The following is a 23384-nucleotide window of genomic DNA, read 5'->3' on the forward strand; positions in this document are numbered from 1 at the left end:
CAGGGGTGCCGGTGGTGCCCCCTGTTGAGGAGGCGCCATCCTTCGTTTCCCCACGGGATCAGAACTCGGTCCAGATCACGTGCTTCCTTCTTCGTTGGATGAAGAATGTTGTTGTGAGAAATACTTGAGGAAACTGGGATCCACATCGATGTCCCCGGAAAGCCGCCACGAGCGGCGCTCGAAGGAAAGGTTTCCGGTCACGACGAGTGGCAGTTTCCTCTGGTAGGCGATGATTGCCCAATGGTGATCCTCGCCTTCGAGTCCCACCTGGACGCTTCGCGTTTTTCCGCCGACCTCGGTCAGGAGAGTCACGATTGCTGCGTCGTCTTCGCCCGACGGTGTCTCTTCGCGTGCCAGACTCTTTACGATCCCGATGAGTGTGGCTTTCCTTGAAGGTTCTTCTCTGCGAACAAGGCGTTCGCGTAGGCGTGGCAACTCCACGATGACATCCCGGTCGAGCGCGATGGTGGAGGCCGTTGCGTTCGGAACCGGCTCCGCCGCCGCCCATTGGAAGGACAAATCCACTGAGCGGAGTTTCTCCGATCGTGTCAGCTCCTCCATTGATTCCACCAGTGCCGCGCTCAACCCGAGGTTCGAGGGTGATTCAAGAGCTCTCTCATCCCAACGCAGTGTGAGGCTTCGCGCGGACTCCAAGCCGCGCGCAAGTGTCAGCATGACGCGTCGCGCGAACGACGATCGGGTGCTGTCCTCGCTGTTCTCGTCTGAAGGCGAAACACCAAGGTCTGTTGAAACAGTGAAGACAAAGCTTCCTTGCTTCGTCTGGCCAAGCCTGATGTTGTCATCGAGGAAGTCGGATACGACTGTAGGCCTTCGGCCCTTGTGAGAATGATGAGGATCCGCTGCGGTCGTGGCTGCGGCCTTCAACATTCTGAAGAGGGCATCAACTGTCTTTCCTGCTTGGCGAAAAGGAATTGATCCATCTGCCATCGGCTGGTTGATGCGCACGAAGAAGAGGTCGGAGCGTGTTGAAGATATGCGTTCCTGAAGCTCTTCGGCATCGATTCCGTACACATGGCAGAGTGAATCGAGCGTATCCTTGAACCGAGGCAGGAAGTCCACGAAATCTGTGGCCAGTGGAAGCATGACGCGAGCTGAACCGTACTCCGGAGACTGGTTCAAACACCATATTTCCAGAACGTCGGGTTGCCTGCTCTGCAGGTTCCATCCGTGTGTTTCGAGGTACTGTGACACGGATCCGGGTGTGAGCGCGGCAGCCGCTTCACTGAGGGAATCGAGCGTGGTGGGGGTCACTGGAAGCCTCCCTCCTGCTCGCCGAGCTTCTTCATGATGCCCAGAAGCCGGTCTGGAGTAAACAGATTACTGCGCGGCAGGTGGACGGTCCGGGTCTGTCCGACCGCCTCCGTCGTCGCGAGTTCGGTCGCGGCCTGCCAGTACATCCTGCTCTCCGTGAGCAGACCGCGCTCGTCGACCGAGATCCACTCGTCCGGATCCTCAGGCACGAGAAGCACACCGAGGTAGGCCGGGATGTACCGCTTCCCCCTGGTGAGCTTCCGGAAGGGCTTCCCCTTCATCGGCCACGCCATGTGGTCGTCATGGAGGTAGCGAGTCTGGGTCGTGCACTTGAGTTGGAGTTCGAACTGAGGGGCGTAGTAACGCCTGTACTCGGCGGACGAGACCAACGTGATGTCGACCCCGTCGAAGTCGGTCTCGTGCGTCTTGATGGAGCAGCCGGCCGTGTACGTCACCAGGCGGGTGAACGCCAGGCTGAAGTGCTCCTGACGGGCTCATGGGCAATTGGCCGTCGACAAGGTCTTCTTCCCCCATGGGACCTTCGTCGTCGACCGTGGCCATCTGTCTCCCAGCGAACCCTTGAGATGTACGGGGTCACCGTATCCCTACGGGATGACGCTCGTCCCCCGTGGGCGGAAGGGTGCCGGGGGAGTAGGCACAAGGGGGTAGCGGGGGCCTTCCGAAGCTCTGATGCCCCTGGCCGCCGGGCTTTCTAGCGTGGTGCGCACGACGACTCACGCGAGAGGGGCGACCGTGCTGACGGTAACCGCGCTGACCAAGCGCTACGGCGGGAGGACCGCCGTCGACGACCTGACCTTCACCGTCGAACCAGGACGGGTGACGGGCTTCCTGGGCCCCAACGGGGCGGGCAAGTCCACCACGATGCGGCTGCTGCTGGGACTGGCGCGCCCGACCTCGGGAGAGGCGCTGGTCAACGGGCGGGAGTACGCGCGGCTGACGGCGCCGGCCAGGGAGGCCGGTGCGCTGCTGGACCCGCGGGCCGCCCACCCCGGACGCACCGGCCGGGCCCACCTGCTGGCCAAGGCCCTCATCACCGGGGTGCCCCGGACCCGGGTGGACGAAGTCCTGGACGAGGTCGGCCTGACCGAGGCCGCCGGACGGCGGGTGGGCGGCTACTCGCTCGGCATGCGCCAGCGGCTCGGCGTTGCCGACGCCCTGCTGGGCGATCCGGGCACGCTGCTGTTCGACGAACCGGTCAACGGGCTCGACCTCGACGGGGTGCGCTGGATGCGCGACCTGGCGCGGCGGCTGGCCGACGAGGGACGCACGGTGTTCGTCTCCAGCCACCTGATGAGCGAAATGGAACTGGTCGCCGACCACCTGGTGGTCGTGGGGCGCGGACGGCTCATCGCGGACGCGTCGCTGGGCGAGGTGATCGCGGCGTGGTCCCGGACGCACGTGCTGGTGCGCAGCCCGGAGGCGGGGGCGCTGGGCGCCCGGTTGGAGCGGCTGGGGCCGCCGGTCCGGGTGGAGGACGACGGCGATGGAGGGCTGCGGGTGTTCGGCCTGACCGCGGAGGCGGTCGGCGACCACGCCCACGAGGCGGGCGCCCGGGTGCACGCGCTGGCGCGCGAGGAGGCGTCGCTGGAGCAGGCGTATCTGGAGCTGACCGACGAGACCGTCGAGTTCGGCGCGCACGGAAAGGAGACGGGGGCATGAGGGGAGCGGACGTGGCACGGACGGAACCGGAGCGGCGGACCGGGCGGGCGGAGGCCACGGCCGCGCGGCCCACGGGGATCGGCCGCGAGGTCGCCGCGGAATGGGTGCGGCAGTCGTCACTGCGGTCGACGTGGTGGTGCGTGGGAGCGGCGGTCCTGGGCCTGGCCCTGTTCGCGGCCATGATGGGCTTCTCCTCGCTGTCGCGGATCACGGAGAACGCGGTCGAGGCGGACTCCTCCTCGTTCGTCCAGCTCCTGTCGCAGGGCCACTTCTACATCGTGCAGTTCACGGTGCTGACCCTGGCGGCCCTGGCCGCCACGGGCGAGTTCGGCAACGGCAGCGTCACCAGCACCCTGCTGTGGACGCCCAGGCGCGGACGGCTGCTGGCCGCCCGGTCCCTGGTGACCGCGGGGATCGCCTTCGTCACGGGCGTGGCCGCGACGGCGGCCGGCGTGGCCGTGCTGGCCGTGTTCCTCGGCCGGTACGTGGACGTCGACGTCCTGGAGCTCATGGCGACCGGCGTGAGCGCCGGGGCGTGCATGGCGCTGTTCGCCGTGCTGTTCGTGGGACTCGGCACGGCCCTGCGCGGGACGGCGGGCACGATCACCGTGGGCTTCCTGCTCCTGATGGGCGTGCCCCTGGTCATGCAGCTGTCGGGGGTCACCTTCCTGGACGACCTCGCCGCGCTGCTGCCGGGCCTGGCGGGGATCGAGTTCTACGCCGGCGGCGACGTCGGCTTCTACACCTCGCCGTACGACGGGGTGGTCAACGTCGCGACCGTCGCGGGCTGGGCCGTGGCCGCCCAGATCGTCGCCCTGGCGGAGCTGCGTGTGCGCGACGTCTGAGGGGGAGCGCGCAAGGGCCCGGACGCGGAAAAGCGTCCGGGCCCTTCCGTTCGTTCCGCCGGCCTCAGGGCGCGTCGACGAACTCGACCTCGGGGTACTCGGCGGAGGGGCCCTCCAGGAGCGGCTCGTCCTCGCCCCGCAGGTGCGTGTCGAAGAACGCGGTGATGTAGGCGCGCTGGGCGTCGACCGAGTCCTGGGGGTCGATGGTGCTGATCGCTCCCGCGACCGTCTCCCGCCAGGTCCGGTGGTCCGCGCCCCGCCCCTCGCCGACGTCCGGGAGCATCCACTGGTAGTCCATGAGGCCCATGTGCTCCGCGTCCGGCATGTACAGCTCCAGCACGGGGGCGGAGGAGCCGGCGCGGAAGAGCCGGAGGTCCTCGTTGTGGGCGCTGGTGCGCGCCACGCCCCGCGACTTGGAGGTCCCGGCCATCAGGAGGGCGAAGGGGCGGTCGGCTCCACGGGTGGTGGAGTCCGCCCAGGCCTCGTCTCCGGCGTGGTAGCCCATGGTGCCGTCGAGGTTCATGCCCGCGTCCACGCGCTCGTCCACGAGCATCACCTCGGCGGCCGTCAGACCGCCCGCCGAGTGGCCGAACATCCCGGTCCGGTCGGTGTCCAGGGACCCGGCGAGCCCCGCCGGCAGGGGTTCGCCGCCGACCCGGGGCGAGCCGCCCGCGGCGAGCGCGTCCATGGCGTCCAGGACCAGCCGGGTGTCGGCCACCCGGGTCGCGATGGCGTCCCGGTACGCGGGCGTCTCCGTGTTCGGGATCCGGTCGCGCAGGACCCGGCCGTCCGGCAGGTCCACCGCGGGGGCCTCGTAGGGGTGGTCCATGGCCGCGACGACGTACCCCTGGGAGGCCAGTTCCTCCGCGTTGGACGTGCTGGTGAAGCGGGAGGTGCTGAACCCCGGGGAGTAGAGCACGACGGGGAACGGGCCCGCGTCCGGGGCGGCGTCCGCGTCTTCGAGCGCATGGGCCTCGGAGGCGGCGAAGTCCACCGCCGAGCGCGGCAGACCGGCCTGTTCCAGCTCGGAGGCCAGGGCCGCGCCCATGGCCGGTGAGACGTAGGGGGCGCGCTCGGCGGCGTCCTCCGGATCCGCCGGGTACCAGAGGCTGACCATGACGTCGCGTTCCGTGGCACCCTCCACCCAGGGGTGGCCCCGTTCGGGGTCGACGAGGTGGAGTTCGGTCCGACCGACCGCGTGCGGGCCGGTGGGTTCCGGTGGGGAGAGGACGACGCTCCCTGGGTCGGTGACGGCCGCGACCGTCGCCGGGACGGCGCAGGCGGCGGCCAGGACGAGGGCGGCGGTGGCGTAGGCGGCGCGCCGCGTGTGCGGGCGGGTTCGTGTTCGTGTTCGGGTTCGTGTGACCATGCCGGAATCCTCACGCGCGGCGGCCGTCCGGCACATCGCCAGGACGACGGCGGGGGGATAGGCACATCGGGGTAGTACGCGAGCGGCCGGCGGAAGCGAGCCGACGCACCGGTCCGACGCGGGCGGTGTGCGGGGGACCGGCGGCGGGGCGGGCGGGCTCAGGACCCGTCGACGAGTCCGGCCTCGTAGGCGAGCACGGCCGCCTGCACCCGGTTGCGCACGTCCAGACGGGTGAGTATGGAACCCACGTGCACTTTCACCGTGCCCGGGGCGATCGCCAGGCGGCGGGCGATCTGGTCGTTGGACCACCCCTCGCCGACCAGGGCCAGCACCTCGCGTTCGCGGTCGGAGAGCACGGCGACGCGTTCGCGCGCGGCCGTCCCCCGGGACAGGCGCGGCCCGGAGGCGCCGAGCTCGTCGATCACCCGCCGCGCGATCTCCGGGGACAGGTACGCGCCGCCGTCGGCGACCGCGCGCAGGCCGGTCACCAGATGGGTCGGGTCACCGGACTTGAGCACGAACCCGCTCGCGCCGCCGGAGAGCGCCCGGGCGATGTAGGCGTCCTCGGAGAACGTGGTGAGGATGACCACGGCCGTGTCCGGGTACCGCGCCGTGATGGCCTCGGTCGCGGCCAGCCCGTCGGTGCCCGGCATCTGCACGTCGAGCAGGGCGATGTCGGGCCGCAGGTCGGCGACCAGATCGACGGCGGCGGCGCCGTCCTCGGCCTCGCCCACGACATCCAGGCCGGGCACGGCGGTCAGGATCGCGCGGATCCCCGCCCGCATCATCGCCTCGTCGTCGGCGAGGACCACTCGCAGCGGGACCTGGGTACCGTCCGGTTCGCGCACGCCGTCAGCCTAACGGTCGATCCGCTCGAACTCGCCCTTGGCCACGAGCACACCGTCGGCGAAGCACAGCCGGTACACGGGTGGCAGGCCGCCCTCGTGGTCGGTCAGGTAGAACCGGCACTCGGCGCCGGGCGGTTCGGGCGGCAGGGGGTCGACGGATCGTTCGGGGTAGGCGAACAGGGGCAGGACGTGTTCGACGTCCTCGCGGGAGTCGCCCACGGCCAGGCGCTGGTAGTCCTCGGCCGGCAGGTCGGAGTTGGCGCTCACCCACCACAGCAGCGCGAAGCCGAGGACGGTCAGGGCGGCGGCCAGCGACAGGGGGACGGCCAGCGCCGTGGCCAGTGAGCGCCGGGCCCGCACGCGGGCCTCGTCGTGGGCGCGCCGCGTCTCGGTGGCCTCGCCGCCTCCCTCCGCGGACGGATCGGGAGGGGTGTGCGCCGCCCTGGTCGGCGCGGCCCCGGTCTCCGGAGCCCCGGTGCCCGGGACCGCGTCGGCGGGCGCCGCGTCGGTGGTCCCGGCGCCGCCGACCGGGTCGGGGACGGTGGCGTGCACCGCGAAGCCCTGGCCGGTGCCTCCCGCCCGGAACGTGCCGCCGAGCCCCTCCACCCGCGTGCGGAGCGCGGCGAGCCCCGAGCCCGCGCCCCCGCCGCGCGGCGGAACGGCGGCGGGCCCCTCCCCGGCCGGGCCCGTGTCCTCGACGTCGATCCTGGTGCTGCCCGCCTCCCGGACGACGGTCACCGACACCTCGGTGCCCGGGGCGTACTTGGCCGCGTTGGTCAGGGCCTCCTGGACCACCCGGTGGACGGCCTGCCCGCCCGGGCCGGAGGGGTCGGGGTCGGGCCCCTCCCTCAGGAGCCGGATCGCCATGCCCGCGTCCGTCGCGCGCTGGACCAGGTCGGTCACGGGTTCGGCCGCGGCGACGTCGGTCTCCTCGCGCAGCACGCCGATGATCTCGCGCAGCCGGAGGTTGGCCTCGTGCGCCGACGCGCGCAGGTCGGCGGCGGCGTCCCGCTGCTCGGGGGAGTCCGCGGACGCCATCTCCAGGGCCGCCGCGCGGATGGCGATCAGGGCGAGGTCGTGCCCGAGGGAGTCGTGCATCTGCGAGGCGATGCGCGTGCGCTCGCGCAGGCGGGCCCGGTCGGCCTCGGCGGCGCGCGCCCGCTCCATCCGCTCGGCGACCTCCCAGCCGCCCCGGTACAGCCGGGTCCGCCAGGGCAGGTACCGGCCGAACAGCCAGGGCGCGACCACCACCAGGACCACGATGATCGCGGCCCCGACCCAGTCGACCAGCCGGGAGAGGAAGTCTCGCACGTCCAGGCCGACGGCCACCGCCTCCGCCACGACCAGCCCGAGCAGCACGAGCACGGCCGTCAGGATGATCGTGGCGACCGTGCCGACCCGTGCCGAGCGCTGCCCCGCGAGGAAGGCCGTGACCGCGACCGTGGCCAGCGGGGCGAGACCGAACCGGTCGGCCAGGCCCATGGTGATGACGAACTGCTGTCCGACGGGGAAGGCCATCGCGACCGCGACGGCGGCGTCCGGCCGGCGGCGGGCGACGGCCAGGGCCGCGGTGAGGCAGAGCAGGGCGGCGGCCGTCTCCGCGACGGCCAGGGGCGACCACGTACCGGCGAGGTCGAGGACGGTCGCCGTGGCCAGGACCGCCCACAGGAGGAGGTCGGGGAGCAGGTGCGCCCGCCGCCGCAGAATCTCGCGCATGCCCCCAGCGTCCCTGATCGGTGCGGGGATCGCGCGCAGGGCGCGACGCCTCGCGGGGGAGGCCCCCGTCGTGGCGGCACGGCCCGGGTGTCCCGGCGCCGGGGTGCCTCCGCGTGTGCTCATGCCGGGATTCTCGCCGCCGGGGCCGGCCCCCGCATCACCGGGAAGTCGGCGGACGAGTAGGCACAAAGGGGTAGCGCCGCCGGTGACGGCCGGTCACCCCACGGCGGAGTCGGCCGCACGCCGTGAGGCCACCGCCACGCGCGACCGGTCAGCGCGGGACGAGGCCGAGCATGAGCAGGTCGACCACCCCGGGCAGGGTCGACTCGACGTAGGCGCGCGGCGCCGAGCCCTTGATCGTCGCGAACCCGTGCAGTGTGGCCGCGACGCCCATGGCGATGACGGACGGGTCGCCGCCGATGATCTCCCCGGCCGCCTGACCCTCCACGATGGGCCGCATCACCGTGGTGACCAGGCGCGACACGGCCTCGGCCATCTCCGCGGGCGAACCGGAGTCGTGCTTGCGTGTGTACATCAGGTCGATGAGGGCCTCGTTGTCGAGCGTGAACCCGACGTAGCCGGCCGCCAGCGCCTGGACCCGGTCGCGGATGGTGCCAGGGCTGTCGGCGGCCTGCTCCAAGCGGTCGGTGAGGCGCTCGAAGCCCGAGAGCGCCAGGGCGTCGAGCAGGGCCTGCTTGTCCGCGAAGTGCCGCTTGGGCGCGGCGTGGCTCACCCCGGCCTCGCGCGCCAGCTCACGCAGGGACAGCGCCGCAGGTCCGCGCTCGGCGAGTGCGCGCTCGGCGTTCGCCAGGAGGACGGCGCGCAGGTCACCGTGGTGATAGGGGCGGTCGGGCATGGCGCCCAGCATAGTCCGGAGCCGATGGCGTCGGGATCGCCGTCGTTGACCGCCCGGGCGGCGTGGCCCTACTGTTCCGGAATGAGCATGGACGCCGTCACCCTCCCCGACCTCAGCGGCCGCACGGCGGTCGTGACCGGAGCCAACAGCGGCCTGGGCGTCGAGACCACGCGCATGCTGGTCGGCATGGGCGCGCGTGTGGTGATGGCCGTACGCGACCCCGAGAAGGGCCGCGTGGCCGCCGACACCGTGCGGGGCGAGACGGAGGTGCGGCGGCTCGACCTCGCAGACCTCGCCTCGGTCCGCGCGTTCGCGGAGGAGTGGGACGGCGACCTCCACCTTCTGGTCAACAACGCCGGTGTGATGGCCGTCCCCGAGTCCAGGACCAAGGACGGGTTCGAGACCCAGTTCGGTACCAACCACCTGGGCCACTTCGCGCTCACCAACCTGCTCCTGGAACACGTCACCGGCCGGGTGGTCACCGTGTCCTCCTCGATGCACCGCATGGCGCCGGGCATCGACTTCGACAACGTCGACCTGGTGGGCCGCTACACGCCCTACCGGGCCTACTGCCAGTCCAAACTGGCCAACCTGCTGTTCACCCTGGAACTCCAGCGCCGGTTGACCGACGCGGGATCGCCCGTCCTCGCCGCCGCGGCCCACCCCGGCTACGCGGCCACCAACCTCCAGTCCCACTCGGGCAGCCGGATCCAGAACGGACTGCTGGCCCTGGGGAACAGGATCTTCGCGCAGAGCGCCACCGCGGGCGCCCTGCCCACGATCTACGCCGCCACGCAGGACGTGCCCGGCGCCGCCTACGCGGGCCCCAAGAACATGGGCCGCGGCGCTCCGGCCCTGGCCGGGCGGAGCGAGGCCGCGTGGGACGGTGTCGCGGCCCAGCGCCTGTGGACCCTGTCCGAGCGGCTCACCGGGGTGACCTTCCCGCTCCGGGCGCCGACGGACTGACCCGCGCCCCCCGGCCGCACGGGCGTCCGGCCCCAGCGCCCGGCACCCTGGCACCCCGGCAGCAACGGGCGCGCGACGGCCTGGTGCCACGGCAGCACGGTCGCCCGGCGCACGCCCGCCCGGACCCGTGAGGGCCCCGAGCGCGCACCGGGCGGCCGTGTCGGCACGCCCTACGGCGTGAGGGTGAGCTCGTCCGTCGCGGCGTCGCGGACGGCCTCCTCCGAGACCACGAACGGCAGGGTCCCGCCCTCGCTCCACAGCGGGAGCTGGTCGTCGTAGTTCGGGTGGAAGGCGTGCCCCGAGTTCCCGGTCAGGTGGATCCAGGTGGAGGCGTCGCGGTCGGCCAGGTCCACCACCATGCGCATGGACGGCACGGCCGTGATGCCGTACCCCTCGTGCGGGTCCCAGCCGGTCGCGTTGACGATGGAGGATCCGCCGGAGCTCTCGACCGGGCCCCGGTTGAACAGCCACTCCACCGGCCCGATGCCCGACGTCCCGAACGACTCGTGCGTCGCCGTGAGCGTGTGCAGGTCGCCCCAGCGCCAGTCGGCGGGGTCGTCGCCGAGCAGTTCGGTGAGCTCGTCGGCCGCCGCGGTCATCGCCGCGGACAGGACCGCGTCGCGCCCGTCGGCCTCCTCCCCGTCCCACCACGCGGAGTCGGGATCCGCCAGCAGTTCGCCGACCACGTACATCCCGCGGGAGCTCCCGTTCATGACCACCGGGTCCAGCTCGTCGAAGAGCAGCGGCAGGAGGTGGCGCCACGTGGCCTGGTAGAACGCCGCTCCGGCCGAGTCGGGGTCGGTGCGCAGGTCCCAGTCGCGCAGCAGGTCCTGGGCCCGGCCGGCGGTGCCGTCCACCTCGGCGTCGAGGAGGTGGGGCGTGACGACCTCGGCGCTCGCGTGGAAGGAGTCCAGCTGGATGTCGGACATGGTCTCGCTGGTGACCGGCCCGTCGGCGATCGCCTCGTCCAGCCGGTCGTGGATGCGCTGGGCGCGGTAGCCGTAGTCCCAGTCGTCGGTGAGCCGGTAGGGGTAGTCGGCGTCCACACCCGACTGGTTGGCGGTGACGATGACGCCGGATTCGGGGTTGTACACGCTGGGCAGCTCGTCGAAGGGGATGTACTCCTGCCAGTCGTAGGCGGGGTCCCAGCCGGGCGCGGGGTAGCGGCCGTCGCCCTCCCCGCGGACGGGGACGAGTCCGGGCGCCTGGTAGCCGATGTTGCCCTCGTTGTCGGCGTAGACCAGGTTCTGCGCGGGGACGCCGAACAGGCTCGCGGCTGTGCGGAAGTCGGACCAGTCGCGGGCGCGGTTCAACGTGAAGATCGAGTCGGCCGTGGTGCCCGGCTCCAGGGCGGTCCAGCTCAGGGCGACCGCGTACTCGCCGCCCTCACCGTCCTCGCCGTCCTCCTCGGCGACGGCCGGTTCCTCGGCGATCCCGGCCAGGTCGGCGCCCGCCTCGGCGTCCGACAGCAGCGGGCCGTGGTGGGTGGAGCGCACGGTGATCTCGACGTCGTCCCCGCCGGCCACCGCGATGGTCTCCTCGCGCGTCTCCAGCGGCCGGACCTCGTCGTCGACCACGTAGCCGTCGCCGTCGATCCTCTCGACGTACAAGTCCATCACGTCGGGGTTGAGGTTGGTGAAGCCCCAGGCGATGGACTCGTTCTGCCCGATGATCACACCCGGCAGGCCGGAGAAGCTGAACCCGCTGACGTCGAAGGGGCAGGCCTCGGTGAGCTCGGTGCAGTGCAGCCCGATCTGGTACCAGGTGGAGGGCATGGACGCACCCAGGTGGGGGTCGTTGGCCAGGAGGGGCAGCCCGCTCTCGGTGTGGTCGCCGCTCACGACCCAGGAGTTGGAACCGAGGTCGGGTCCGGTCGGGCCGAGCAGGGCGGGCAGCCGTTCGGCGCCCTCGACCACGCCGGTGACGGCGGGCAGGGCCGCCTCGGGCAGGGCGGGGGCGGAGTGCGCGTCCGCGGCGGCGTCCGTGTCCGGTACCGGGCTGCCGTCGGTGTCCGGTTCGCCCGGGCTCCGCCGGTCGCGCGGGGCACGCCGCTCGTCCGCGCGGGCGTCCTCGGCCCCGGCGTCCTCGGCGTCCTCGGTGCCGCCGTCGGCCGCGACCCCGTTCAGCTCGTCGGTGTCGGTGATCGGCTCGTGCTCGTCGAAGGGGTAGGCGGGGTAGAGCTCGTCCACCTGCTCCTCGCTCAGGCCCGCCGCCACGAGCTGGGCGCGCTCGGTCTCCTGCTGGAGGTTGCCGCCCAGGTCCCAGGCCATGGCCTTGAGCCAGGCGAGGCTGTCCGCGGGTGTCCAGGGCTCGATGGTGTGACCGCCGTTGAGCGCCGACAGCAGCCCGTACTCCAGGCTCGCTTCGGCGCCGTCGTGCCCGTCGAGCCAGGCGTTGACGCCCTGGGCGTAGGAGTCCAGGTAGTCCTGGGTGTCCGGGTCGAGGAGTTCGTACTCCTGCTCGGCGACGTGGCGCCAGCCCATCGTGCGCAGGTAGGCGTCGGTGGCGACCTGGTCCGGGCCGAAGAGTTCGGCCGTGCGGCCGGCCGTGACGTGGCGGCGGAAGTCCATCTCCCAGAAGCGGTCCTGGGCGTGGGTGAAGCCCTGCGCCATGAAGAGGTCATGGGTGGTGTCCGCGTACACGTGCGCGACGCCGTGCTCGTCGCGGAGCACGGTGACCGCCGACTCCAGGCCGGGGAGGGCGAGTTCCCCCGAGGTCTCGGGGAAGGACCGCCGGACGGTCCAGACACCGAGGAGCGCGCCGACCAGAGCTAAGGCCACGATCGCCGCAAGAGCCCCCAAAAGCACACGAAACAGGACATGTTTCCGCAATCCACTCATGCCGGGAACTCTAGAGTGTCCCGCCTCACACGATCCACCGATTCGGGGCTCCGAACCCAATTGTTACCAACTGGTCAGTATGGAGTGTTCCCCGGTTGGAGGGCCGGTGAACACCAGGTGCTCACGGGGCCGTGCGGTCGGCGGACCGGCCGCGTCGGATCCCGGTCGGATTCGCCTGGGATGCGTGTCAGATCCGGGTCCCGTGTTCGGCCGCCTCCGCGCGCAGCCGTGCGACGACCTCTCCGGCGGGCCGCTCCTCGGCCGCGCGGAACCCCTGTCCGGCCCACAGCGCCATGCCGCCGGGATCGCCCGCGGCGGCGGCCGCCGACCGCAGCGGCCTGGTCATGTGGTGCAGCTCCGGGTAGGCGTAGTGCTCCCCGGGGTGCTCGCGGACGAACCGGTTGACCAGCCCTCGCGCCGGACGGCCGGTGAAGGACCAGGTCACCGCGGTCTCGGTGAAGCCGGGGTCGGCCAGGGCCGCCTTGTGCGCGGGCTGGGCGCCGCTCTCGGGACAGCGCAGGAACGCCGTGCCCAGCTGGGCGGCGTGGGCCCCCGCCTTCAGCACGGCCGCGACGTCGCCCCCGGTCATCAGTCCCCCGGTGGCCACGACCGGGACGTCGACCGCCTCGACCACGTCGGGCAGCACGTCGAGCAGTGGCCGGTCCACGCCGGTGCGCGGATCGTAGGACGCCCGGTGCCCGCCGGCCTCCAGCCCCTGGACGCAGAGCCCGTCCGCGCCCCGGTCCACGGCCGTGCGCGCCTCCTCGACCGTGGTCACGGTGACCATCGTGGCCGAACCCGCGCGCCGCAGCCGGTCGAGGAGGGCGGCGTCGGGGCAGCCGAACGTGAAGGTGACCAGGGGGACGGCCAGCTCGCACAGCAGGTCGATCTTGGCCTGCCACGCGTCGTCGTCGTGGAGCGGCTCCCCGAGGGCGGCACCGTGCCGGCGGGACTCGGGGACGAGCGCGGCGCGCAGGTCGCGCAGGTCCTCCGGGGCGGCGACCGCGGGGGAGGGTACGAACACGTTGACCCCGAACGCGGACGTGCCCGCCTCGCGCACGGCGCGCACCTGGTCGGCGACCGCCTCGGCCGTCCGATAGCCCGCGGCCAGGAAACCGGTGCCCCCGGCCGCCGCGACCGCGGTCGCCAACGCGGGTGTGGACGCGCCGCCGGCCATCGGCGCCTGGACCAGCGGCCGTTCCCCGAGCAGATCCGCCAGAGCCATGTGGAGCCGCCTTTCACGTCGGTGCCGGAAGGCTAACAGGGGCCCTTCCCACGACCCGGGAAAGGGTCGGCCGCCTCAACCGGAGTGTTCGCCCGACCGCGGCTCCACCGACGACGGCCCCGCCCGGACCGCCGCGGGAAGAAGGCGGGCCGACAACGGTGTCAGCAACGCGGCGACCGCACTCGCGGCCACCAGAACGCAGATCGCCACGGGGATCCCGCCCAGCTCCCACAACCAGCCGAAGGACCACTGTGTCGCCGCGTACGTCACACCGCTCACCACCGCCATGGCGGAGAACATCGTGTTGCGGTTGGCGTCCGAGTACATCAGTTGCTGCCAGGCGGCGGACACGACCCCCGTCACCCCGAGGAAGAACTCGGCGACGACCAGGCCGGGGACCAGCGGCACCCGGCCGAAGGCGAGCAGGACCAGGGGCGCCCCGGTGGCCACGGCGAACACCGGCCCCCACACCTGGGGCCGCAACCGGTCGGTGAAGCGCGAGCACGCCGCCCCGGCCATCAACCCGAGCGTCATGACCAGCAGGACGAGCCCGTTGCGGCGCACGTCCTCGCCGTAGGCGTCCAGCAGCAGCGGCTGCCACGACATGATGAGCGCCGCCATCACCACGCCCGTCGACACGGTCAGGGACACCAGCGGCCAGAACCGCTGGCCGGCGATCGTCGCGACCGACGCGCGCAGGATCGCCAGGACGGACGAGTGCCCGTGCCGCGGCCGGTCCGGCGGAAAGCACAGCGGGGTCAGCGCCGCGAGCAGCACCAGGGACGCCCCGGCGGCGAGCACCAGTGTGTCGGCCCGCGCCCACGATCCGCCGACCAGGACGGACGCGGCGCCCAGCACGGACCCGCCGCGTGCGGCGACCTGCCCCAGCCGTACCGCGCGCCGGACCCGGGAGGCGCGGTCGTGGGCGCCGATCCGGTTGACCACGATCGCGGTGAGCGTGCCCGACTGCAGGCTGTGCCCGCACACGCCCAGGGCCAGGCCCAGCACCGTCGCCGGGATCCCTTCCGCGCTCCCGAACACGGCGAACCCCGCGCCCCATGCCGCCAGGCCCGCGCACAGCAGCCGCCGGTGCCCGTACCGGTCGCCCAGTGCTCCGCTCGGCGCCTCCAGCACCATGCCCAGCGCGATGTTGGCGGCCAGCATCGACCCCAGCGCCCACGGCTCCACGCCCCGGTGGAGGAGCACGGTGACGAAGACCGCCCCGTAGACGAAATCGGCCGACACCGAGAACAGCGAGAAGAGGGCGTACCGGGTGCGCAGGGGAAGGGCGTCCGACGCCGTGTCTGCTGCCATGGCGGAACTTTCCGTTTCGCGGGGTCGGCCGCGGATGCGGGTGTCGTCGGGTGACGCGAACGTCTCCGTGAGTGACGTGAAACGCTAGCACGGCGTTCTTTCCGCGAGCCACGTGTTTTCCCTGGCGGTGACGCCGCCAATCTCGCGGATAACGCTCTGGCCAGCAATAGTAGACTTTTTCTACTAAGTAGACTACAAAGTAGACATCGGGCCGTGGCAACGGTTCACCGTTCCGCCACGGCACCGTGACAGGAGGCATCCATGAGCGACGCGACACCGTCCGCCCGACCGCCGCTGTCCCGCGACTCCGTTCTGCGCGCCGCGCTCGCCATCGTGGACCGCGAGGGCCCGGAGAAACTCACCATGCGGCGCCTGGGCGCCGAACTCGGTGTGGACCCGATGGCCGTGTACCGCCACGTGCCGAACAAGTCCGCCCTGTTCGACGGCATCACCGAGGTGGTCTGGCGGTCCGTCGACGTCGACGGCATCGACGTCGCGGGCACCTGGCGGGAGGAGCTCGTCGGCGTCATGTGCTCCCTGCGCGACGCGCTCCGCGCCCACCCGCGCGCCGTCGTCATCCTGGGCACCCGCCCCGTGGCCGGGCCCGAGCTCTTCGCCCTCCTGGAACGGATGCTCGGCCGCCTGGCCGCTGCCGGGATGCCCCCGAACGCCGCCACCGCCGAGCTGCTGAACATCCTGGTGACCTACACCACCGGGCACGTCCTGGCCGAGGCGGGTGAGCCCGTCGGCGGAGAGACGGACCAGCCCAGCGACCCGGGGCTGAATCCTTCGACCCATCCGCACCTGGCGGCCGTGCTCGCCGACGGCTGGGAACACGACCCCGACCGGGCGTACGAGCGCGGGCTGCGCGCGTTCGTCGACGGCTGGCGGCACGCTCCCGATCCCGGCGAGCGACCGCGGTGACGCCGGCCACGCCGCCCGTCATCACCCGAGTGAAGGGCATGCGAACCATGGAAACCCTCCAGGAACGACGCGTTCGGGACACGGGCGGGGTGGAGCCGTGAAAAGCTCGCTGAACCTCCGCTACGCGGCCAACGACCTCAGACGCAACAAGGGCGTCAACGCCGCGCTCGTCGTGGTCCTCGTCCTCAGCGCGTTCATGATGGCCACCGGAGCCATGGTGATGGAGCGCCTGTTCGGATCGGTCGAGCGGCTCTTCGCCGAGGCGCGGGCACCGCACTTCATCCAGATGCACAGGGGCGACTACGACCCGGCCGAGCTGGACCGGTTCGCCGAGGAGCACCCGGAGGTCGAGGCGTGGCTCATCGAGGAGATGGTCGGCTTCGACAGCGCCGCCATCACCTGGCACCGCCCGGAGACGGGCGAGTCGGGCGACCTCTCCGACAGCCTGATCGACAACCTCTTCGTGTCGCAGAACACGGAGTTCGACTTCCTGCTCGACGAGACCGGCGCGATACCGCGACCGGCCCCCGGCGAGGTCTACGTTCCCGTGGCCTACCAGCAGGAGTACGGACTCCGGGTCGGCGACGAACTCACCGTGGCGACCGAGTCGGGGCCCCGCGACCTGGAGGTCCGGGGGGCCGTGCGCGACGCCCAGATGGCGTCCTCGCTGTCCTCCTCCACACGGTTCCTGGTCGCCGAGGAGGACCGGCGCGACCTGGAGGAGGCCGGAGGCGGCATCCCGGAGATCATCGTCGAGTACCGCCTGACCGACGTGGACGCGGCCGCGGACGTCCAGCGGGCGTACGAGTCCGACGACGCGCTGCCCAGGGACGGTCAGGCGGTCACCTACCGGCTGATGCTCATGATCTACGTGCTCAGCGACGGCCTCGTGGCGATCGCCATGGTGTTCGCGAGCCTGGTCCTCATCGCCATCGCGCTGCTCAACCTGCGCTTCGTGATCCGCGGGACGCTGGAGGACGAGGTCCGCGAGATCGGTGCGATGAAGGCCATCGGCCTCCCGCACAGGACGATCGTCGGCCTGTACCTGCCGAAGTACCGGGTGATGACCCTTCTCGCGTGCGTCATCGGCGGGGCCCTGGCCGTCGTCGCCACCGGCCTGCTGACGCGCGGCATCCAGGTGAACTACATCGAGGCACCGGCGGGCGCGGCCACGGTCCTGGCGCCCGTGCTCGCCCTGGTGCTCGTCCACGTGATCGTCATCGGCATCTGCCGCGGAGTCCTGCGCGGGGTCCGACGGATCCAGGTCGTCAGCGCCCTGGTCCACGGCAGCGTCCACGACGAGCGGCAGACCGCCCGGCGCACCAGGCGGCAGGCGAGGCGGGTTCGGCGGAGCAGCCTGACGGCGTACCGGGGCGGGAACCTCGGCGGGCGCCTGCTCCTGACGGACCTGCGCGCCGAGGCCGGACAGTGGGTGCTCATCCCGCTCGTCTTCCTCCTCGCGGCCGTCATGATGGTGCTCCCCATGAACATGCTCACCACGTTCGATAGCCCGCGCTTCGTCACGTACATGGGGGTCCCGCAGGTCGACGTGCGCGCCGACCTGCGGTTCATCGACGATCTCGACACCGCGCGCGACGACGTGCTCTCGGAGATGAGGGGCGACGACCGGCTGACGGACGTGCGCACCTTCGCCGACGTGACGTACGAGGTCGACGTCACGGTCGACGGGGAGCAGGTGCGGGACCTCCTGCAGGTCGAGGTGGGCGACTACTCCGACGACACGATCGAGTTCTTCCGTGGCGAGCGCCCCGGGCCCGGGCAGATCGCCCTCTCCGTCCTGGCCGCGGACGAGTACGGGGTCGCGGTCGGGGACGACCTGACCATCCACCGGGACGGGGAACCCACCACGGTCGCCGTCAGCGGCGTCTACCAGAGCATCACCGGGGGCGGGTACGGCGCCAAACTGCAGGGCGAGGCGACGACCGGCGCGGTCGGCCACGTGGTCTACGCGGACGCGGTCGACGGAGTGGACGCCGACGCCGTCGCGGCCGAGTACGACGAGCGCTTCGCGGACGCCGCCGTGCTCCCCATGCCCGAGTACACCCGGCAGACGCTGTCGAACCTGACCGGCTCCTTCCAGAGCACCGCGGTCCTGGCCGGGGTGTTCGGGCTCGGCGTCGCGTCGGTCATCACGGTCATGTTCCTCGAACTGCGCCTGACCAGGGAGCGGACCAGGATGGGCCTGCTGTCCGCTATCGGCTTCTCCACCAGGGAGATCATCGCGCAGGTACGCGTGAAGACCCTCGTGGCGGCGGCCCTGGGCACCGTGCTCGGCCTGGTGTTCGCCGCGACGGCGGGGGAGTCCTTCGTCAGCCTGCTCCTGGCCCTGTCCGGACTGGGGATCGTGGACCTGGAGTTCATCACCGACCCGCTGCTCGTGTACGCGGCCTACCCGGCCGTCCTGATCGGCGCCGGATACCTCGGCGCGGTCCTGCGCACCGCACGGCTACGCCGCGCCGACAAGAGCGCGTGGCTCACTGGAGGATAGGAACACCGATGTCGAACGCCGGCGGGACCATGCTGGAGTCCCGGGAACTGACCAAGACCTACTACTCCACCGATCCACCGAGCCAGGTGCTCGACGGCATCGACCTGACGGTCGGGCGGGGCGAGTTCCTCGTCGTGATGGGCGCGTCCGGCTCAGGGAAGTCGACGCTGCTGTACAACGTCAGCGGCATGGACCGCCCGACGGGCGGGAGCGTGTCCCTGGAGGGACGGGACCTGACCTCGTTGGGCGACCGGGAGATGAGCCGTGTCCGGCTGACGAGGATGGGGTTCATCTTCCAGCAGGCCTACTTCCTGGCCAACCTGAACATCCGGGACAACATCCTCCTGCCCGCCCTCAAGGCGGCACCGAGGGAGAAGGCCGCCGCGAGTTCCCGCGTCGACGCGCTCCTGGAGCGCTTCGGCATCGCGCACGTGGGGTCGCACGGCATCACCCAGGTCTCCGGCGGGCAGCTGCAGCGGGCCGCGATCTGCCGGGCCCTGGCGTGCGAACCGGCGGTGCTGTTCGCCGACGAGCCGACCGGCGCGCTGAACAGCAGCATGTCGGCGGAGGTGATGGACGCGCTCACCGACGTGCACCGCGAGGGGACCACGATCGTCATGGTGACGCACGACCCCGCCTGCGCCGCCCGGGGCGACCGCGTGATCTACCTGCGGGACGGGTTGCTCCTCGACTCCCGCGACCTGGGGACGTGGAGCGAGGAGCAGTCGTCGCGACGCGAGGACGAGCTGTACGCGTGGCTGAGGGACATGGGGTTCTGACCCCGGCGGGTGGTGGGGGTGGCTCCGGGTGGCTCCGGGTGGCGGCGGGGCCGCTGGTCGGGGGATGAGGGAGCGGGCGGGTGTGTCCGGGCGGGCCCTGATCAGAGGGTGCGGGCGGGAGCGCCCGTGCGGGGCCGGGTCAGGGAGTGGGGGACTCCGTCCGTGCGGGTCCGGACAGCGGAAGGCGGAGCGTGAACGTCGAGCCGACCCCCAGCGCGCTCTCCGCCGTCACCGTGCCGCCGTGCACCTCGGCGAGGTTCCGCACGATGGCCAGCCCCAGACCGCTCCCACCCGTCTGCCGGCTACGGGACTTCTCCGCCCGCCAGAACCGCTCGAACACCTGCGGCAGGTCCTCCGGGGAGATCCCCGCACCCGTGTCGGCGACCTCGATCACCGCGTCCGACCCCTCGCGCCGCGCCCGGACGGTGACGGTCCCGGGTGCCGGCGTGTGCCGCAGCGCGTTCCCGACCAGGTTCCCGACGGCCTGGGCCAACCGCGTCGGGTCGGCCCGGAGCACGACCTCCTCCACCTCCGTGGCCAGGCGCAGCCCGGCCTCGTCCGCGCGCAACCGGTAACTCGACACGACCTGTTCCACCAGGCCGCCCGCCGCCACCGGCTCGGGCGACAGCCGCAGCTTGCCCGCGTCGGCCAGCGCCAGGTCCTGGAGATCGTCGATGATCGTCTGGAGCAGCAGGGTCTCGCCCACCAGCATCTCCATCCGCTCCGGCTGGAGGTCCGCCACCCCGTCCTGAGCCGCCTCCAGCCAGCCGCGGAGATTGCTCAGCGGCGTGCGCAACTCGTGGGAGACGTCGCTGACCATGGCCCTGCGCTGCTCCTCCAGCCGCTCCAGGTGTTCGGACATCTCGTTGAACGCGGCGGCCAGCTGGCCGAGCTCACCGGAATCACGCACCTCGACCCGCCCGGCGCCCTGGCCCGCGCGCATGCGCAGCACCGCGTCCGTGAGGGCACGGACGGGACGCGCCAGCCGCGTGGACACGGTCACGCTCACGACGACCGTCAGGACCAGGACCAGCAGCACCACGCTGGACACCCGCAGCACGCCGTCACGCGACAGGGACAGGCCGGCGGCCGGATCCTCGGCGGGGTCGTCGATGAAGAGCAGGGCGGCCGGGGCGACGTGGGGGTCCAGCAGCTCGCGCCGGGCGGAATCGACGCAGTCGGCACTGCGCTGGTCCAGCTCCGGCGACACCGGGGCGCTCCACGGGGCGGGTGACGACGGGGACGGGGACGGCTCTCCCTCCAGGGCGGCCCGTTCCTCCTCCAGTGCTTCCTCCTCGGCCGCCCGCTCCGCCTCCAGGTCCTGTTCCTCCTCCGCCGTGGGCTGCCGCGGCTCCTCCTCCGGGAGCCAGCTCTGCCCGCCGTTCCCCGGCTCCTCCGAGGGCGTCGCCTCGGGAGAGGGGTCCTCCTGCGGTGGGCTGGGGGCGTCGGGTTCCGCGGGCGCGCGGGCGTCGTCCGCGGGCGGTGCCGCGGTCGGGTCCGGGGGCGGGTCGGGGGTCGGGTCCGGGGCCGCACCGGCGTCCTCGGGTATCGCGTCGTCGGTTCCGGCACCCGCGGGCACGGCCACGGGGACGCTGATGGCACTGTCCATCCGGAACTCCACGCCGACACCCGCCGGGTCCAGGCACGGCTCGGCGAGTCCGGCCAGGGCTTCGAGGGCCGCGCGTTCGCTTCCGACCGGCTCGTCCAGGAGGTCGACCTGGCAGTCGGCCCGAATGAACCGATCGGCGTCCGGGGCGGTCACGTAGGGCCGTCCGCTCGGGCCGACCTCCACCTCGGCGGTCAGCCCGTACAGCTCGGCGAGGCAGGAGGCGCCCTCCTCCGCCCGCGCGAGCAGTTCCGCCCGCTCCTCCTCGGTCAGGGCGAACGGGCCGACCGCGCGGGGGTCGATGCGGTCCACCCCCTCGGGGACCAGCGTCACGTCGACCGCGAGCGCGTCCACGACGGAGGAGGCCCGGGGCGGGAGGGCGGGCTCGGAGTCCGCACCGGAGGTGGCGGAGTCGGCGATGAGGCGGCGGTTCTCCGTCGCCAGGGCGATCCGCCGCCCGGTCTGCTCGGAGAGTTCGCGGACGGTCTCGTCGACCCCCTGCCAGCCCGCGTGGGTGGCGGCGTAGCCGACCAGTTCGTCGTGGATACGGGTGTCGGCGGCCAGGGTCTCGCCCTGCTCGACGCTGAGCGACTCGGACGTCCCCTGCACGGCCAGCCACGCGGTCGCGGTGATGGAGCAGACCGCGACGAGCACCGAACTCGCGAGCAGGCGGGCGCGCAGGCTGTGGCGCAGCGCGGTCCTGCGCCGCGGCTGCGCGGTGCGCCGGGGCCGGGCGGCGGTGCCCGAGTGTTGGGCGGTGTCGTCCGGGGTGCGGGTGGTGCGCGGCGGCTCGGAGTCCCGCGGGGTCCGGGTGGTGCGCCGGGGGCGTTCCCTACGCCGAGGCCGCGCCATCGGCGGATCCGTTCAGCTTGTAGCCGACCCCGTACACGGTGACCAGCAGGGCGGGCTTGCGCGGGTTCGGTTCGAGCTTGCGGCGCAGGTTCTTGACGTGCACGTCGATGGTGCGCTCGGTGATGAAGCGACTGATGCCGTGGATGTGCTCCAGGAGTTGGGCGCGGGTGAACACCCGCCCGGGCTGGGCCGCGAGCGCCGCGAGCAGTTGGAACTCCGCCCGGGTGCAGGCCACCGGCTCGCCGCCGAGGTGGACGGTGCGCCGGGTCGGGTCCACCGCCAGCGCCCCCGCACGCAGGACGGGGTCGGCGTCCTTGCCGGTGCCCGGCCCCTCCGCGCCGCCGACCGGACGCCGTGCCCGGCGCAGCAGGGTGCGCACCCGTGCCATCAGTTCGCGCGGGCTGTAGGGCTTGGTGACGTAGTCGTCCGCCCCGAGGTCGAGCCCGGTGAGCAGGTCCTCCTCGGTGGCGCGGGCGGTGAGCATCAGCACCGCGACGTCGGACTCCGCGCGCAGCGCGCGGCACGCGTCCAAGCCGCTCATGACCGGCATCATCACGTCCAGCACCACCAAGTCGGGGCGGTCGCGGTGGTGCGCGGCCACGGCCGCGCGCCCGTCGTGGACCACGCACACGCGGTGTCCCTCGTGTTCCAGGTAGCGCCGGATCAGATCCGCCTGGTTCACGTCGTCCTCGGCGACGAGCACATGGGCCACGTGGATACCTCCGAACCTCGGGTGCGGACCGATCGTATGTGCCCCTGACCGGGGCCCATGAGGGCGCGGAGACGGCGGCCCAGGTCAGAACATCGCGGGCACACCGCGGGCACACGACTTCTTCACATTCGTGCGCCAGTGTTCGGGTCGTCCGGTGGGGGCGCGCCCCGCCGGACACGTTCCGAACGCGGTCGGGAACCGGGCCACGCCCGAACGGCCGCATCCCGTGAGACGAACCCGGATGGTTCCCCATGCTCCGATCTCCACTCGCCCCGCACCCGGTACGGACCGGGCCCCACCCGGTCCTGGCGCCCCTGGCGGCCGCCGCGCTCCTGACCGCGCTGACGGCCTGCTCGTCCGGTTCTCCGCAGGAGGACCCGGACGCCGGCGCCGACACCGCGGGTGCGCAGGAGGAGACGGCCGGCCCGCCCGGGGCCGAGATCGCCACGGTCACCGGCGCGGAGATCGAGGTGCTGGCGGAGAAGGGCGGGGACGAGGTCCTGGAAACGCTCGCGAGCCCCAACGACTTCGGTGAGGAGCGCGCCTTCCTCGTCGAGAGCAACGAGGGCGAGTGGCTGGAGGTGCTCCTGCCGATCCGCCCGAACGGCACCACCGGGTGGGTGCGCAGCGAGGAGGTGACTCTGAGCGGCACCGACTACCGGGTGGAGATCGACATGGCGGGGTTCGAGTTCACCGTCCTCGAAGGCGAGGAGGAGGTGCGTACCGGCGTGATCGGCACGGGGGAGAACGAGACCCCCACCCCGCCGGGCCGGTACTACTTCACCGAACTCCTCCAGCCCCCGGACCCCGAGGGCCCGTACGGCGCGTACGCGTTCGGGCTGAGCGGATTCTCCGAATCGCTGGAGATCTTCGCGGGCGGCCCCGGCCAGTTGGCGGTGCACGGCACCAACGACGAGAGCGCGCTCGGGCGCCAGGTGAGCCACGGGTGCGTCCGTGTGTCCAACGAGGACATCACCTGGATGGCCGAGAACCTGCCGATCGGCACCCCGGTCGAGATCTCCGGGTAAGGCCCGGTTCCCCCACCGCGGCGGCGCGCGACCGCGCCGCGCA

General features: G+C 72.3%; 18 protein-coding genes. 7 read left to right on the top strand and 11 right to left on the bottom strand.

The annotated features are described in order from the left end of the window. Window positions 1-75: 75 nt before the first annotated feature. Together HNR10_RS18865 and HNR10_RS18870 are read right to left on the bottom strand one after the other, a co-directional pair. Entirely contained in the window at window positions 76-1272 is a 1197-nt protein-coding gene (locus tag HNR10_RS18865; RefSeq protein ID WP_179825382.1) for a hypothetical protein, read from the bottom strand. Continuing rightward, on the bottom strand, window positions 1269-1727 hold the full coding sequence (locus HNR10_RS18870; RefSeq protein WP_218897859.1) for a DUF4365 domain-containing protein: 459 nt from the start codon (window positions 1725-1727) through the stop codon (window positions 1269-1271). The genes HNR10_RS18865 and HNR10_RS18870 overlap by 4 nt, the downstream gene beginning before the upstream one ends. Window positions 1728-2025: 298 nt before the next feature. On the opposite strand from HNR10_RS18870, the gene HNR10_RS18875 reads away from it, so the two are divergent. Then, window positions 2026-2952: an ABC transporter ATP-binding protein gene (locus HNR10_RS18875; protein ID WP_179825384.1), complete on the top strand. Its 927-nt coding sequence runs from the start codon at window positions 2026-2028 to the stop codon at window positions 2950-2952. Continuing rightward, a complete protein-coding gene (locus HNR10_RS18880; protein WP_246406296.1) occupies window positions 2949-3797 on the top strand; it encodes an ABC transporter permease in 849 nt (282 codons plus the stop codon). Before HNR10_RS18875 ends, HNR10_RS18880 begins: the two co-directional genes overlap by 4 nt. 64 nt (window positions 3798-3861) lie before the next feature. On the opposite strand, the gene HNR10_RS18885 is transcribed toward HNR10_RS18880, so the two are convergent. The 4 genes from HNR10_RS18885 to HNR10_RS18900 form a co-directional block, all read right to left on the bottom strand. Further along, entirely contained in the window at window positions 3862-5166 is a 1305-nt protein-coding gene (locus tag HNR10_RS18885; RefSeq protein ID WP_179825385.1) for an alpha/beta hydrolase family protein, read from the bottom strand. Between the two features lie 158 nt (window positions 5167-5324). After that, a complete protein-coding gene (locus HNR10_RS18890) occupies window positions 5325-6014 on the bottom strand; it encodes a response regulator transcription factor (protein WP_312889342.1) in 690 nt (229 codons plus the stop codon). Window positions 6015-6023: 9 nt separating this feature from the next. Next, window positions 6024-7730 (bottom strand): sensor histidine kinase, encoded by a 1707-nt coding sequence (locus tag HNR10_RS18895; protein WP_179825387.1) that lies wholly within the window; start codon window positions 7728-7730, stop codon window positions 6024-6026. A gap of 271 nt (window positions 7731-8001) precedes the next feature. Beyond that, entirely contained in the window at window positions 8002-8586 is a 585-nt protein-coding gene (locus HNR10_RS18900; protein WP_179825389.1) for a TetR/AcrR family transcriptional regulator, read from the bottom strand. 81 nt (window positions 8587-8667) lie between these two features. Here HNR10_RS18900 and HNR10_RS18905 point away from each other — a divergent pair, with 81 nt between their 5' ends. Then, complete coding sequence (locus tag HNR10_RS18905; RefSeq protein ID WP_179825391.1) at window positions 8668-9552, top strand: oxidoreductase; 885 nt, start codon at window positions 8668-8670, stop codon at window positions 9550-9552. Window positions 9553-9722: 170 nt separating this feature from the next. Here the strand turns inward: HNR10_RS18905 and HNR10_RS18910 are convergent, their stop codons facing one another. The 3 genes from HNR10_RS18910 to HNR10_RS18920 form a co-directional block, all read right to left on the bottom strand. Beyond that, the gene (locus HNR10_RS18910) at window positions 9723-12392 is read right to left on the bottom strand and encodes a penicillin acylase family protein (RefSeq protein ID WP_179825393.1); all 2670 of its coding nucleotides are present in this window, start codon (window positions 12390-12392) and stop codon (window positions 9723-9725) included. Window positions 12393-12579: 187 nt separating this feature from the next. Beyond that, window positions 12580-13617, bottom strand: coding sequence for a nitronate monooxygenase (locus HNR10_RS18915; protein ID WP_179825404.1), 1038 nt, complete (start codon window positions 13615-13617; stop codon window positions 12580-12582). A 75-nt stretch (window positions 13618-13692) separates the two neighbouring features. Continuing rightward, on the bottom strand, window positions 13693-14931 hold the full coding sequence (locus HNR10_RS18920) for an MFS transporter (RefSeq protein WP_179825406.1): 1239 nt from the start codon (window positions 14929-14931) through the stop codon (window positions 13693-13695). A 261-nt stretch (window positions 14932-15192) separates the two neighbouring features. Between HNR10_RS18920 and HNR10_RS18925 the strand changes: the two genes are divergently transcribed. The 3 genes from HNR10_RS18925 (at window position 15193) to HNR10_RS18935 (ending at window position 19143) form a co-directional block, all read left to right on the top strand. Next, entirely contained in the window at window positions 15193-15855 is a 663-nt protein-coding gene (locus HNR10_RS18925; RefSeq protein ID WP_179825408.1) for a TetR/AcrR family transcriptional regulator, read from the top strand. Window positions 15856-15952: 97 nt separating this feature from the next. Further along, window positions 15953-18364, top strand: coding sequence for an ABC transporter permease (locus HNR10_RS18930; RefSeq protein ID WP_179825411.1), 2412 nt, complete (start codon window positions 15953-15955; stop codon window positions 18362-18364). Between the two features lie 8 nt (window positions 18365-18372). Continuing rightward, window positions 18373-19143: an ABC transporter ATP-binding protein gene (locus tag HNR10_RS18935; RefSeq protein ID WP_179825413.1), complete on the top strand. Its 771-nt coding sequence runs from the start codon at window positions 18373-18375 to the stop codon at window positions 19141-19143. 139 nt (window positions 19144-19282) lie between these two features. Here the strand turns inward: HNR10_RS18935 and HNR10_RS18940 are convergent, their stop codons facing one another. Continuing rightward, a complete protein-coding gene (locus HNR10_RS18940) occupies window positions 19283-21601 on the bottom strand; it encodes a sensor histidine kinase (protein WP_179825415.1) in 2319 nt (772 codons plus the stop codon). Next, complete coding sequence (locus tag HNR10_RS18945; RefSeq protein ID WP_179829822.1) at window positions 21582-22304, bottom strand: response regulator transcription factor; 723 nt, start codon at window positions 22302-22304, stop codon at window positions 21582-21584. Before HNR10_RS18945 ends, HNR10_RS18940 begins: the two co-directional genes overlap by 20 nt. A gap of 260 nt (window positions 22305-22564) precedes the next feature. Here HNR10_RS18945 and HNR10_RS18950 point away from each other — a divergent pair, with 260 nt between their 5' ends. Beyond that, entirely contained in the window at window positions 22565-23341 is a 777-nt protein-coding gene (locus HNR10_RS18950) for a L,D-transpeptidase (RefSeq protein ID WP_179825418.1), read from the top strand. Window positions 23342-23384: the final 43 nt, after the last annotated feature.

This window comes from Nocardiopsis aegyptia (assembly GCF_013410755.1).
Lineage (GTDB): Bacteria > Actinomycetota > Actinomycetes > Streptosporangiales > Streptosporangiaceae > Nocardiopsis > Nocardiopsis aegyptia.